General features: G+C 58.6%; 10 protein-coding genes and 2 pseudogenes. 5 read left to right on the top strand and 7 right to left on the bottom strand.

Features of this window, described 5'->3' with window-relative positions; genetic code table 11:
• Positions 1-1,341: 1,341 nt before the first annotated feature.
• From ABIB80_RS34790 to ABIB80_RS34770, 5 genes and pseudogenes are all read left to right on the top strand, one after another.
• A pseudogene (locus tag ABIB80_RS34790) lies at positions 1,342-1,683 on the top strand (transposase); the annotation flags it as partial.
• Between the two features lie 748 nt (positions 1,684-2,431).
• Complete coding sequence (locus ABIB80_RS34785) at positions 2,432-3,508, top strand: DUF2336 domain-containing protein (RefSeq protein ID WP_007601741.1); 1,077 nt, start codon at positions 2,432-2,434, stop codon at positions 3,506-3,508.
• Complete coding sequence (locus ABIB80_RS34780; protein WP_354129119.1) at positions 3,505-3,828, top strand: PilZ domain-containing protein; 324 nt, start codon at positions 3,505-3,507, stop codon at positions 3,826-3,828. Before ABIB80_RS34785 ends, ABIB80_RS34780 begins: the two co-directional genes overlap by 4 nt.
• Positions 3,829-3,914: 86 nt before the next feature.
• Positions 3,915-4,964 carry an HD-GYP domain-containing protein gene (locus ABIB80_RS34775; RefSeq protein WP_354129118.1) on the top strand — a complete coding sequence of 350 codons (1,050 nt, stop codon included), beginning with the start codon at positions 3,915-3,917 and terminating at the stop codon, positions 4,962-4,964.
• A gap of 301 nt (positions 4,965-5,265) precedes the next feature.
• Positions 5,266-6,264, top strand: a complete 999-nt coding sequence (locus ABIB80_RS34770) for an ABC transporter substrate-binding protein (protein WP_219681342.1) — start codon at positions 5,266-5,268, stop codon at positions 6,262-6,264.
• A 208-nt stretch (positions 6,265-6,472) separates the two neighbouring features.
• Here the strand turns inward: ABIB80_RS34770 and ABIB80_RS34765 are convergent, their stop codons facing one another.
• The 7 genes and pseudogenes from ABIB80_RS34765 to ABIB80_RS34735 all read right to left on the bottom strand — a co-directional run bounded on the left by ABIB80_RS34765 (position 6,473) and on the right by ABIB80_RS34735 (position 12,953).
• The gene (locus tag ABIB80_RS34765) at positions 6,473-8,005 is read right to left on the bottom strand and encodes an OpgC family protein (protein ID WP_473368169.1); all 1,533 of its coding nucleotides are present in this window, start codon (positions 8,003-8,005) and stop codon (positions 6,473-6,475) included.
• 160 nt (positions 8,006-8,165) lie between these two features.
• Positions 8,166-8,693 carry a hypothetical protein gene (locus ABIB80_RS34760; RefSeq protein ID WP_007601733.1) on the bottom strand — a complete coding sequence of 176 codons (528 nt, stop codon included), beginning with the start codon at positions 8,691-8,693 and terminating at the stop codon, positions 8,166-8,168.
• A 604-nt stretch (positions 8,694-9,297) separates the two neighbouring features.
• Positions 9,298-9,468 carry a hypothetical protein gene (locus ABIB80_RS34755; protein WP_198288278.1) on the bottom strand — a complete coding sequence of 57 codons (171 nt, stop codon included), beginning with the start codon at positions 9,466-9,468 and terminating at the stop codon, positions 9,298-9,300.
• A gap of 175 nt (positions 9,469-9,643) precedes the next feature.
• Positions 9,644-10,012, bottom strand: coding sequence for a response regulator transcription factor (locus ABIB80_RS34750; RefSeq protein WP_035994456.1), 369 nt, complete (start codon positions 10,010-10,012; stop codon positions 9,644-9,646).
• 1,023 nt (positions 10,013-11,035) lie between these two features.
• Positions 11,036-11,899 (bottom strand): annotated as a pseudogene (locus ABIB80_RS34745) (transposase); the annotation flags it as partial.
• Positions 11,900-12,291: 392 nt separating this feature from the next.
• Entirely contained in the window at positions 12,292-12,714 is a 423-nt protein-coding gene (locus ABIB80_RS34740; RefSeq protein ID WP_007601728.1) for a hypothetical protein, read from the bottom strand.
• A gap of 17 nt (positions 12,715-12,731) precedes the next feature.
• Complete coding sequence (locus ABIB80_RS34735; RefSeq protein ID WP_007601727.1) at positions 12,732-12,953, bottom strand: hypothetical protein; 222 nt, start codon at positions 12,951-12,953, stop codon at positions 12,732-12,734.
• Positions 12,954-13,800 lie beyond the last annotated feature (847 nt).

The raw sequence follows: 13,800 nt of genomic DNA, 5'->3' as shown, positions 1-13,800 counted from the left end.
GCCTGGCTCAGAGAACTCTTGTGCCTCTTCCTGATCCAGCTATCGCATACGCTTGCCTGTCCGCTCCCGCTCAATTCGGCTTCTTAACGGACGACAACGTAGCTCGGGTAAAAGACTTCTGCTATTGCGGTGAAGTTTTTAGATTTGCAACGGGGGCAGTGAGACGGCAAGTGAGCCCGCTCGATCCGTAGGACACAGTAACCGCCCCTCGGAAATCCTCTTCCAGTGTTCTCGAAATGAGGCGTGAGCCAAAGCCTTTCACGGTCGGCTCCGACACAGATGGGCCTCCGAATTCTTGGCAGACGAAGACAAACTTTTGATCACCCGCTTGATCTTCGGATGACCACACAACCGACACGCGGCCGCTTGTCACGCTCAGAGCGCCGTACTTCAACGCGTTAGTAGCAAGCTCGTGGACCGCCAAGGACAGGGCGAGCGACTGTCGTGATTTCAGAACAAGTGGAGGACCGGAAATCGTAATCCGGTCTTGGCCTGTTCTGTACGGGCTCAGGGCAGTATTGATCACATCTCGCAGTGGGGCGCAGCCCAATTTGCCGCAGTAAGCAAGTCGTGCGCTCGTCCGGTGATTGTCCGGCGCCCTAACCCGACGGACGATCGCGGCGCTGGGCGTCGATGCACCCCTTTGACTACCCCGCCAGCTTCTGGGCGGCGACGCTCGTCGAATTCTGCGAACGTAGCGATACCGCTGCGCGCGCCGCGGCAGCTCGTCATAGGTCTCTGGGAACGTGGAGGAGCTTGTCGCTTGTCCTGGATACCAAACTGGTTGAGGCTCCTGAAGCATAACTCCGTCGGCTTAATTGATCGCGGGCCGGCGACTTCCAGCCCGGGAGGGGCATTGCAAAGTCCCCATACCCTATTCACACGGCGTGCCAGGGTTCATGTGCGATGACGGAACAGCCTTTGGAACCATCGGTTCCGGACTGACTTGGTTTGATCCACCGGACCCTTACCGCCGAATACGTCCGGTGCGGAATGGCGGCCCCAGCCCTTGGCCCCCCATCCCCGCTGGGGCCGCTCTGTTTGCGCCCCCTGAGCGATGGCCGCAGGTTGTTGTGCCAAAGCTTCGAACCTGACGCCCTTCCGCATGCGCGCGGATTGACCAAAGGAAAGAGGGCCGAAAAGGAGAGGGCCGACTGAGGCGGCCTTCCGTTACGAGGGCGAGCACCACCGCCCGATGAGTTAGCGAGGACTTGGCGTAGCCTCGTGGTCGTAATCTGGGCAAATCAAACAGGTGGACCATCATAGGTCCCGACTCCTGCCTGACCAGTTCAGACCTGAATCGCACAATGCGCGCCCCGGAATTCGATCGACTTGGATGCTGATTCATGCCCACTCTCCGAAGAAGACACCATTGCGGCGATCGAGCAAGGCGTTCCTCTTTTGGTGGAAGCTCGAGAGATCATAGCCGCTTTCCATGCGATGATCCGCAAGAAGGCTCACGTAGAGCTTGAACCATGGTTGGAACGAGCGCGCGCAAGCCTCGTCATGTCCTTCGCCAATGGCGTCATCAAGGACAAGGCCGCTGTCAGCGCAGCGATCGCGACGTCATGGTCCAACGGACAGACCGAGGGCCAGATCACCAAGCTCAAACTGGTCAAACGCCAAATGTACGGACGCGCCAAGCTCGACTTGCTACAGGCTCGGCTAATCAGCGCCACATGACCAGTGCTGCACCAAAATTGCGTCAGAGCCAATTTTGGACGCCGATCCCCCGGCTTAAGGGGGCAATATTGCAAGCCGAATGACAGCCACCGCGCGTACTTCCTTGTCGCGGGTCGATCCGCGGCGCGAGTCGCCGCCGTGTTGGAGGCCCTCCCAACAGCATGCACTTCGTCGAGGATACTCCATCCTCCGAATCGCCTTGATGGCATTCGTTCTTTTGCGGCTCAGCCGGATTGCTACGGATGAAATCTACGATCTCCGTCGCAAGACAGCGTCTCGCATGCACAGGCGGAGGTTTGTCGGCCTTTGCCGAAGAGCGGACTAACGTCTGAATGCGAGGCATGTCGGCTTGTGGACCCCGTAGCGGACGTTCGCGACTGGCGATGAGCGCGTCTGCTTGGCCGAGTCAGCCGCAATGTCCCTGAACGACGCTACCGCTCGCCCGCATTAGCCTTTCTTCGCCCTAAGGCCATAATGCCGAACTTTAGCGGCTGTCCAAAGCTGGACCGCCATCACGCAAGTTGTGCCAGCTATCACCCTAAGGACTGCGTTACAGGTTGGGCAGTCGTCCACGCGCCGGCCGCAGCATCGGACAGCAGGTACTTTAATACGCCACGGAGCGCCGTTCAGTTGAATTATAATAGCCTCCCGTATGTCACGGTTTGGCATATAAGGAATCTTAACAACTTCAGCGCGTAATACGTTTGATTTGACGTGACGATATTAAAATGAATTTTGGGGCCAGCCAATGAGGGCAGTTTCTGCGGCCGATCTCATTACTGAGTTGGATGCCACCATCGCGAGGAGCTCATCCGAACGTTGTGCGCGCATGCTCTGGCGCACCACCGAGCTGCTCGTTGAGGGTAATCACCGATTGCAAGAGCCGCAGGTCGGCCTGCTTGACGACGTTCTAATTCGCTTAGCCCGGCGGATCGCGCCGGCGACTCTCGCCGAGCTCAGCACGACGCTTGCCGAGCTGGGTACTGCTCCGATGAACACCCTGCGACGTCTCGCCTCGTGCGGCGATCCGGCGATCGCAGTCCCGATCCTTCTAAAATCTCCCGCTCTATCGCCGGCTGATCTGGTGGCGATCGCGACGTCCGGCAGCGAGGATCACCTTCGCGCCATTGCTGGCCGGCGCAGGATCGAAAGCCCCGTGACTGAGGCAATATTGCAGCGCGGCAACAGCAAGACTTGTCTGGCCGTCATCGGCAATCCGGGCGCTGAATTCTCAGGCGCGGCCTATGCCAACTTGGTCCGTAGGGCTGTGGAGGACGACGAGATCACGAAAGCGCTGACGCTGAGGCCAGACACCCCGGACATGGTGGTTCGGGAGCTGCTGTCGGCATCGCCACGGCCGGCGATTAAGGCTTCCAACGCAGACGCGTCCTCGCAAGTATTAGCGACAGCGAAGCGACCTTACGACACTGAGTACGCCGCTGCGAGGCCGGAGATCATATCGCTCAATCGGAGCGGAAAGCTGAGCGACTCGACTGTCAATCGGTTCGCGATCCGGCGTGAGACAGCCAACCTGTTCACGGCGTTGTCGGTGCTGTCGGCAGCACCGATTGAGGCCATCGAGCAGGTTATGGCAGACTCCGGTTACGAAGGCCCAGTTATGGCGTGCCGGGCATCGCGCTTGAATTGGCAGACCACGCTGGCCGTCCTCAACACTCGCGGCGCGGGGCTTTCACTAGGCGAGCGCGCACGAGCTCAGGAGCTGTTCGAAACGCTTCATCTCTCGACCAGCCAATGGTCCGTTCGTTGGGGAGAAATCTCCGCGGGCGCCCACGGTCGCACTGCAAGACCGGCAGGAAACCAATGAAATTCGACGGTCGCAAGGCGCCTCGGGTGCGCATGGACAACAGACAGCCCGTGAACTTGATGGGCTCCGACGGCACTTGGCGGCGAAGCTGCGTCTTGCTCGATATCTCGAACACCGGCGCCAAGATCGAAGTCGAAGGGTCGCTCGATGTTCTCTCGGCCAAGGAGTTCTTCATGCTGCTGTCGTCGACGGGACTGGCCTATCGACGCTGCGAGCTGGTCTGGATCGACGGAACCACGGCTGGCGTCCACTTTATCCAAGCAAACGGCAAGAAGACCCAAACGACAGCGACCGACAGAGGCGCGCACAAATCAACTTGAGCCGAGCAGTCTCGTCGAAGTGAGCCAATGACCTTGGACCACCGAAGGCCATTCAGCCCGGCACCCGACGAACGAAGGCACCAGTCATGCTCGTGCACGTATTGGCCGACACTTCCGAGAAGCTCTTCGGACTCTGCTCGCTTTTTGGAGGGCAGTTCACCGTTGCCGGCGAGCGGCTCGATGTAGAAGCAAAGCTTCCGCACGCTGCTGCTGCGGTCGTCGTTCGTGCCGACCTGCGGGCGGTCGAAAACATTGCCGCGCTGAAAAAAAGAGCTGCGCGGTTCGCCATAGCAAAGAAGCGCATCTTCCTTGTCGAGCAAACCTCCCACTTTTGCATCTCGCAAGCTTATGCGCTGGGCGCAACGTTGGTGTTGCCTGGCAAGATCGAGGCAGCCAAGCTCCTGGCCGCTTTGGTCGATCCAGCCGCCCACGGAACTGGGTCGACGAGCGGCATCTCGAAGTCTGACAATGCGGTTGAGGCCGCAGCAACCGCCATCGCGTCGATGTTCACTTCGATCACCCTCGGGGAGCGGGTCGACGTCGCTGGTCCCAAAGATGCCGGCCGCAAGATCACCAACCGGATTTCCGAGCATGGGCTATCAGAATGGCTGGCCACGGTGCGGCGCCATCACGAGGGAACGTTCCAGCACTGCCTGCTCGTGACCGGCGTCGCGGTCGATTTCGGCCTCAGTCTCGGTTTTCGTAAAAGTGACCTTGAACGGCTCTCCACCGCTGCCATGTTCCACGACATAGGCAAAGCGAGGGTGCCCTTGGCGATCCTGGACAAGCCAGGACGCCTCGACGACGACGAGCGAGCGTTGGTCGAAACTCACCCGGCGACGGGTTACGATGTGCTGAAGGGGCACGGGGACATCTCACCGGAAGTCCTCGATGCGGTGCGGCACCATCACGAGTATCTCGATGGCAGCGGCTATCCTGACCGCCTCTGCGCGAAGAGCATCACCGACATCGTTCGCATTCTCACCATTTCGGATATCTTTGCGGCGCCGATCGAACACCGGCCGTACAAGGTGACAATGCCGCGCGCGGCAGCGTACGAGATTATCTGCGGTATGAGGGGAAAGCTGGACAGGGCGCTAGTCGCCTCTTTCAAGGATGTCGCGCTTACCAGATGAATTCTGCTCGAACCTGTGCAGGAATATTCCACGTCTCCACTCAAGGCGTGATCGGAGGCGGTCTCATTTCCATGCACTTCGGCTTCTGGCCGCTAAGCCGAACGGCGTTTAAGTGAATGCAACGTCCACTCTTGCCGGTAATCCGGAGGTCGAGCCGCGCGTGCCTCGACCGTCGCTTTTTGTCCCTGAGCTGAAATAGGTCCGCGAGTGCCGAGGTTCGATTTCCACCTTTTCTCGCTCCTGTCCCGTCGTAAAGTGCTAGGCTTTGCGTGGTCGGTCAGGTTTTCCCGTGAGGGGGCACATGCGACGGCGCGAGTTCATTACGCTTTTCGCTTGCACGGCGGCGACGTGGCCACTCGCGGCGCGAGCGCGGCAACCGGCGAGACTAAAGCGGATCGCCTTCGTTAGCCCGGCTCTCAAAGTCAACGAAATGGGCCTGAGTGGTCCGCCGCAATACCGTGCCTTTTTCGAGGAGCTGAGCCGCCTTGGCTACGTCGAGGGCCAAAACCTCGTGGTTGATCGCTACTCGGGAGAAGGTCGACCGGAACGCTATTCCGAATTGGTTCGGGATGTGATCAACACACATCCCGACTTGATTTTAGCGGTGGCCGCGCGTCTATCGCTGGATTTTAAAATGGCGACGACGACAATTCCGATTGTGACAATAGTCAACGACCCGGTTGCCTTGGGACTTGTGGCCAGCATCGCGCGGCCGGGCGGCAACATCACAGGCGTCACCATCGGGACGGAATTGGAACTCATTGGAAAGCGGATCGAGCTACTGGTCGAGGCGATGCCGGGACTGTCCACTCTCGGTTACCTTGTGTCGCGATCGTACTGGGAAGACATGAGAGGTGCGGCAGCGCGCGAGGCAGCCCAACGAGCGGGTGTTTCGCTGAAGGCCGCCCTGCTGGACAGCGGCTTCTACCAGACAGAGTACCAGCGGATCTTCAGTTCGATGGAACGAGCAGATGCGCTCATGGTGTCAGATGAGGCCGAGCATCTCGCCAGTGGCGCGGCTATTGTTGAACTAGCCGCGGCGGGCCGCATTCCCACAATGTACGCTTACGGCGAGTACGTGCGACTCGGTGGACTGATGGCTTATTCGATTGACCTACCAGAGACCTTTCGGCGCCTCGCCAGCCTCGTCGACAAGGTTCTTAAAGGCAGCAGTCCCGGAGATATCCCCTTCTACCGACCGACCAAATTCGAGCTGAGTATCAATCTCAAGACTGCGAAGGCGCTCGGGCTCGCACTGCCCGCGATGCTGCTCGTCCGCGCCGATCAAGTTGTCGAATGACGTCGCTTGTTGGCCCTTCACCGAACTAGCGGCGCGCCTCGATGAGGTCCGCCTATTGAGGCACGGCGGACGGGATTCGCTCAGCTTGAGTTCTTCGCATCTTGACCCAAGGCGGACCCCCGCCCTTCCAAGCGAACTGCCATCCATCCGCTACGTCGTAAGCGGCGGCGATTTCTCATCAGGTTACCGCGTTTTTCCATTACCATTCTCAGGAGATCATGGTCTTCCCGCCGATCGTGCTTGCCGCCGGTTTGATCCTGATCGAGTTCAGGAACGTTGCGGCCGCAATCATGACCAAGATGCCAGCGAGACTCAGCGTGATCTGCATGGCAAGCCTATCCGAGATATCTATCAGTACTATGCGGCCGGCAAGCGCCAGCAGGACGCCGAGGCAATAGATTGCCAGGGAGTTCTCGCCACAGCGGATCGCCCCACGCATCACCGGAGTCGTAAGCCAACGCCAATCGCGAGGCACGACCCACGCAACCAGAATCGCGAGAGCAACAAAATGCAGCAGCCGCAAGGGCGAGAGATTCGATTTGTCCAGCAGGTAAGCCAGCTCCGCCAGCATTTGTGGGACCAGGGGTCTAATGCTCCAACTGAATGCGATCGTCAGGCCAAAAACCAAATAGAGAATGGCAATTGCAAGCGCCGTGCGCGAGGTCACCCACGGCCAGAACGTCTTGCCCTCGATGACACACCAGGCACCAAGAACAACCAGCAACTGCCAAGCCAGCGGATTGAAGAACCAGACGTCATTGGGCCATGCCGGGACGGACCAACCGAAGACGTGCACTAGCGCATAAAGCAACAGTGACGCGCCAAGCATTACATTCGGCATTCGCAGCATCAGCCACAGCAGCGGGGCGAATAGAAGATGATAAATCACGAAGAGCGGCAAGACATCGGAGTTGACTGGGCGGTATTGCAGGATCGCTGCATGCGCGAGCGCCGCGCCCGGCTGCTCCAGCAGAATGCGCGTGTTGCTTTCGTCGGCAATCGTGCCGCCACCGGCGAGGTAAACCAAGATGGCGCAAGCGAGAGTGAGCAGCAGAAATGCCGCATAAATGTCCCAGCTTCGCCACAGCGTACGGCTGACCACACTCGCCCAACCATCGCACCGACTTGCCTTGCCGTAAGCCAGCGCGCAGGTCACACCCGAGAGGAACATGAACACTTCCGCGGTATCACTAAAACCATAATTCCGCAGCGTCAGCCAGCTTCCGATGTTGTTGGGGACATGGTCAAGAAAGATGCACCATAGCGCGATACCACGGCACGCATCGATGCGGAGGTCCCGACCAGACCCTTTCAGCACTGGGAGGGCGCCCGCCAATGACTGCGCAGGATTCGCTGGCAGCTCGGATTCAAGTAGTGGCTGCTGACCGCGTAACGCCTTGCTTTCGATCTCCGCCAGCATCCGGCGGAAGTCTGGCGAGGGCATGTCGCGATGTTTGCCGATGTCAACAGGCACATCACTTTCGGGACGCCCGCGCATCATCGCGCGCGCCGCGGATAGATCGGTCGAACTGATCGCTACCATCTCGACGACAGAGCTACGTGGCGGGGCAGGCAGCATCATCCTGGTAGCGACGCACCGATAGAGCGGCATTGACGAGCCTTCCATCAACTCTTCGTCGGTAATGACTTCATACGAGCCCGCCGGTAACAGCCGCTCGATACTCGCGATCCGGAATGGACACTTGAAAACCACTGTTTCACGTCGCGATCGGACTGTCATCGTCATTCTCGCACATTGGTTACGGCACGCCGCTGCCAGGAGAATAGGCACCACGCTGACTATTGATTCTAATGTCTTTCTTTATTTGCTCCGTCTTGTCCGTCTCGCTGTCGCGCGCTCAAAAAGAGACCAGCGGCGTCAGTAGCAATTGCAGCGGGAGTTACTCGCCACCATCTTCGAGCACGCCGTTGCGAGCGATGGAGCCGGCCACAATTTGAAGCGAAGAACCAATCGTCCAACAGACTGCGATCAGAACGATCGAACCTTCAGAAACGACCTGATCAACGACAATCATGCTGACAGACAGAAACGCCGCAATCGCCGCAACGAATGTACCTGCCGCACTGAAGATCTGAGCCGCATCGGTGCCACGGTTCCGCTCTTCCGGTAGTCTCGAAGTCGCTCCCTGAACAGGACGGCCAGGCAGATCGATGCCGATATAGAAGCTGAAAGCTCCGTAGAGCATCATCAACAAGATGAACCAGCCGCTTCCAAACAGTTCGTTTTCCAGGCGCATCAATGCTGCGGCCACGTACAGGCCGCACGAGCCTCCAACCGTAGCGAGTCCAATCCTTTCAAACAGATGCGCCGATTTGATGAGAGCAGAAGGAGCTACCCATATGGTCGCCGCGACATAAGTATGCTTTGCCACAGATAATGCGCTGGGAACTACATTGCTAATTTTCATGTTGTTCCTCCCTTAACAGGTAGTCTACGGCGCGCGACGCGGTCAGCAGTCCGCACGCGTGGGTGCATTCACGTGTTTGGAACAGCAATTTTGAAAAAGTTTTGCCTACCGACGGCACTGGGCTGCCATTTAGATGGAGGCGGAGAGTTCGGCGCGTCGCCGTTTTGGCAGTCTGTCAGGCAAGCAATCCGCTTGACTGCTACGAGGACGCTACTCCGTTTCCGTTCCAAGACCTAATGATTAATGACTGCCGGCCGAGGTGGTGTGAAAATTCCGCCGGCCCACCGTATCGACGAAACTCTCGTGGATTGCGCACAATATCACAGTAGAAAACATTGCGGCGCGATTCTCAACGATGAGCATACCGTGCCTGATCGAACGGCTTGCGGGGCTCGTCGCGTTACCGGCCGCGCGGGAGAAAATTCTCAGCAGTAGTTGGAAATTTCCAGAGGCCGCCGGTGAAGGTGAGCAGGTGCGATATGGCCGCTGTTGGCCCCAAGGCCAAGTGGTCCAATCTGTTAGTTGCGGATCGGACCTGCCGCTCTGAAGCCTGCTTGCGCAACCAATCGCCAAGTATTCTACAGCTGTTCTTCAAGGATCAAGTTCACCGTCTCTTCTTGCCTGCTCGCCTTTTTGACTTCAGAACGTCGGCTTGGCTTTTGAAGGCGCGTGCTAAGGCTTGTAGTTCCTGAGATACCTCAGCATCTGCGACTGCCTTTGCAGCGCGCGCGGCCTTTTCAGCTTGCTTCCGCAGTTGTTTGATCTCCTTCGCCATCGAACACTCCGTTGCGCATCGGACGTTTAGCCGCAGATAATCATATCATCCCGCCGCCCGTGGATAAGTCGGGTGTCAGGGTTAGACCGGACCCGGCAGAGCGCAAGGTTGGACCGCCCCTCTGGACCCCAAACCGACGTAGCGCCCCCGAACGTTCTTGTTCTGGCTGCGCCTGCTAAGCCTGAGCTTTCGATAGGGCATTCAGCAAGTCATCCTGTGCGAACGGCTTGCGTAAATAGGCGATGCATCCGGCGTCCATCGCCTCATTGCGCGTGGCCTCGTCGTCGCTCGCGGTCATGAAGATGACCGGCCACTTCGATCCCGATGCCGCAAGCCGGCGCTGCAGCGCGATCCCCGAAATTCCCCCGAGGTGAATGTCAAGCAGCAAGCAGGTTGCCGTCTGCACGCTGTCGCTCTCAAGCAACGCCTCGGCCGAGGCGAACGTCCGGCTCTCAATGCCGTGGCACGCCAACAGCCGCGCCACGCTCTTCAGAAGGCTCGCATCGTCGTCGATCACGACCACAACTGTCCGCTGCGCCATCATAGCCATGTCCAGCCTGCCTAGGCGTATATGGCCCCCAAGGGGTAGGCCAATCCCTTGATCTGGATCACGGAAAGTCTGCGGGCGCTGATGTCATCACTGGGCCTTGCGACGCGCAGTGCGACTGACCACTGGTAAGTCGTGCGACATGCGGATCTTTTCTTTACAGGCGTCTCTGGTTGCTCAAATATCTTCTGCGGTGGGTCTCAGGGTATCCACCTGGTGCCCCCTCCACATCTGTTACAGGTAGGGAGGCTTCTATGATCCTATTCAGGATAGTCTTCGCACTAACCGCTATCTTGGTAAGCAGAGATGCATTTGCGGAGTCAGGGATGTGGATCGGGACAGCCCCATTTTGCTATGGGTCGCCAGCAGACTGCACTGATCTGGGAATGACATACGTGAAGAGTGATTCAAAAGGGAACGGTGGCAAATGCTGGACTGGAACGAAAGTGTATTGTTCAGGTTATCCCGCCCCTGAAATTGCATTCATGGGTTATGATGCTTGTGACGGTTTTCAATGTCATCGAACGATGTGCGGTTACAATCCCAGTCCGGGTCCGAGGGTAATCGCAAGTGAGTCTTGGTTCTTCTGTCCTGTCTGCGTCAGTGCAAATGTTAGAACGATCATGAGATTGAACAAAGTTCCTAGCGCACAGATTGCGCGTGCTTGTCCGTGGCGATATTTCTAGGTTCGTGATCATCGGGCAGTGCGTAGGTCAGCCACATGATTCCCTTTTTCTCCGATGCAGGTCCGATCCTCGTCGCCGCCGTTGTGCTTGCAATCGCGGCATTTGGATAGGTAGTCACCTAGCGTGCGGAAGATTGATGCCCGGAGCGGCATCGCTCGAATTTCCACCGACGTTCAGCGTCCGCGTCGACTGGGTGATCGAACAGGTTGGCTACTTCCGGTATTGGCCGATTTTGTTGCAGAAGTCGGCCGTTAGCGATGGATCGTTCGGCCATTTCTCTAAGGACGACCGGCTTTGATCCGCCGGCCCTGACGCTCTCTACGCAACTCGAACGCTACGCAATGCACAGAGCCCGAGCGGGTGGTGGACGAGCGCCCAGCGACGCGAGCCGCCGCAGGTTCTGGGCGATGGCAGCAAGAACAAACTCGTCCTGAGCGCCTTTTGGTCCCCGCAGTCGAAGCCTACCGAGCTTCAGGATGCGCTTCAAATGTGCGAACCGCATCTCGACCTTCTTGCGCTCACGTCGTGACTTCTCAAAGTCTTCGGTGTCGGCAATCGACCAGGCAACGTCTCGGGCGTATTCATGGATGTCGCGCGGGATCTTGCGCGACGGTTCTTTTGGACAGCACTGCGATTTAAGCGGGCATACATCGCAGTCGAGCTTGCTTGCTCGATACAGCAGCGTCTTGCCTTCATGCACGGTACCGCTTGTCCCAAGCCGCTTACCACCCGGGCAGTGATAGACGTCGCCGGCCGGGTCATATCGAAAGTCGCTCGGCGAGAAGGTACCGTCATCCCGCTTCGACTTATCGAACACAGGGATATGCGGCCCGATGCCCTTCTCCTCGACCAGCCAGTTCAGCATCGAAGCAGCCCCGTATGCGGTATCTCCGATAAGCCGTTCTGGCTTGAGACCGAAGCGCTCCTCGGTCCGTTCGACGATGGTCTTTGCTGCGCCGACCTCGGCCTGGCGAATGGCGCGGGAGGCCTCGACGTCAACGATGACACCGAACTTCACGTCGATCAGATAGTTATCGGAGTACGCGAAGAATGCCGCCCCCTTGTGAGCCCCGGTCCATTGCGCTGCCGGATCGGATGGCGAAACAAACTTCGGGACGACATCGCTGGCGGCGCCCCACGCCGTATCGTTGAGGGTCGCCAGATACTCCTTCACCGCGCGTCTAGACTTGGCTGGATCGCGATCCCTGTGCCAGCGCGCGGTGCCTTCCTTGACGGCCTTGTAGGTCTTTATCTTTCCGGCTGGTAGTTCCTGGATGTGCGAATAGCCGGCGGCGCGAAGCTTAGCGATGATCTCCTCCGACGTCAGGCTGAGCGCGGACGAGGATCCCCAACCCAGTGCGAGGGCAGTCATGATGAAAGATCGCAGCACTTGTCCTCCTTGCGCACTCGCCGCCACCGGGTTGGCCCGTTAGCCTAACTGGCTTCAGACCCCGAAAGCGCCTCCAGCCCGTGTCTATCGCCGCGATGTCCTGCTCTATCTGGGCAATCGCCAGCCTGCAATCGAAGCCCTCCCAGGCCTTCAGGTCGACCACCAGGCGCTGGCGGTGCATCCCTAGATCCTTGGGCGACCTAGTAAGCACGCCGCACTACTCGGGGCAGAGACGGCAGTCTCAGAGAAAACCGGTGGGCAAGCGCGAGCACTGCGGCTTCGTCGGTTTCGAGCGCGATCTTCTGGGCGAGCATCACATCGCCAGCCGCCAGAGGACGTTCGGGAACGAAACACCAGCCGATCGCGGGCTGCCCTGATGCGTCGAGCTCTACAACATTGCTCAGGGTACCATATTGAACTCGATATCGTCTGCCGGTGTGAGAACCGGTGACTTCGAAATAGTTGTTGGCATCGAATTGCGCGCGCTGCTCTGGAGATAACCAATCCCGCAGCAGACGCCGCGAACGCGCTTCCGGGCCATTTTGCTCGGTGAAGCTCCGATAAAGCTCACGGAGGGCGCGGAAGCGCGTATTGTTAGCGTCGCTGCGTCTGGACAGAAACATCGTCGCATCGGGATAGCTTAGCCGCCGACGAGACGCGGATAGAATAGCGTCTCTTCCGCGGTGGGATCAAACGACCGTGTGACCTTCAGTTCACTGCCCGCCTTTCGCGTCGCGGCAGTAAACCCCTGATTGGTGAGCTGCTTAAATCGCCGTTCAGCCTCGGCGAGCCCCTTCGGATCAGTTTGTTCAAAGAAATGTCTGCTTTCGCCTGTGTGGTCCATCACGATCTGGGTATCCATGGAAGAGAACTCCGCAATGCTAGGCCTCTGATGAGGAAGGAAACCTCGCGGCACCAAAAAGTGTTCCTAAGCTCGGCATGACTGGCAGTTCTTCTGGCGACGCTCGAACTCCACAAATACCTGATCCGCCGCTACTAACGCCGGCACGGATCGGCGCGGTCGATCCGCCGCGACCCGACCCGCGCCAACGCGTAAGGCGCCGATCTCGACCGTTTCACGACGTCGCGTACCAACCGTCAGGAAATGGAATGAGCGGCCAGTGCGTGTTTTCGGCGTTGTCTTTCGCGCGGCGGGTTTACTCGCAGTTGTAATATCGGAGGGGCAGTCCTCCACCTCAGCATCCCTCGCCGGGCTGCGCTCGGCGGACCTCAAATCGATTTGCATGAACAAAGCTCCCCACCGGAAGCGCGGTTAAATTTGCAGGGTTCAAAAGTCGATCAAAACTCAATCACCCCGAGAAGATATCGGGTCGCCTTGGTTAGCGATAGGAGCGCGAACCTGACTTAGTTGGTGGGCAGCGCTATCGGGCGTTGCCGCGCGGCCAACACTCATCCCTCGACCGAAAGAGACGGCGCGTCACAGTCGGCATGGTTGAGCAGGCAAACGCCGAAGCCAAGGCGCTGCTCCCTCCGGGGTCTCCATCCGGTGACTTTTTTTGGTAGGGCCGTTGGTATCGCGCCGAAAGCGTGTTGGTAGAGCGGACGGGATCGTCACATCGACAACCTTCTTCCGCGCTCGTGAACTCGCTCTGTTACCCTTGGATGAGGGCCTCTACATCCTGAGCATAACGCCCGTGAGTGATGTGTGGGCATTGCCGCCCCCGGCTTGGGCGCCGGTGTTAATGCCG

Source organism: Bradyrhizobium sp. i1.15.2, from assembly GCF_040548425.1.
GTDB classification, from domain to species: Bacteria; Pseudomonadota; Alphaproteobacteria; order Rhizobiales; family Xanthobacteraceae; genus Bradyrhizobium; species Bradyrhizobium canariense.
Note: the sequence above shows the minus strand (reverse complement) of the source record. Positions and strands in the feature narration are given on the sequence as shown.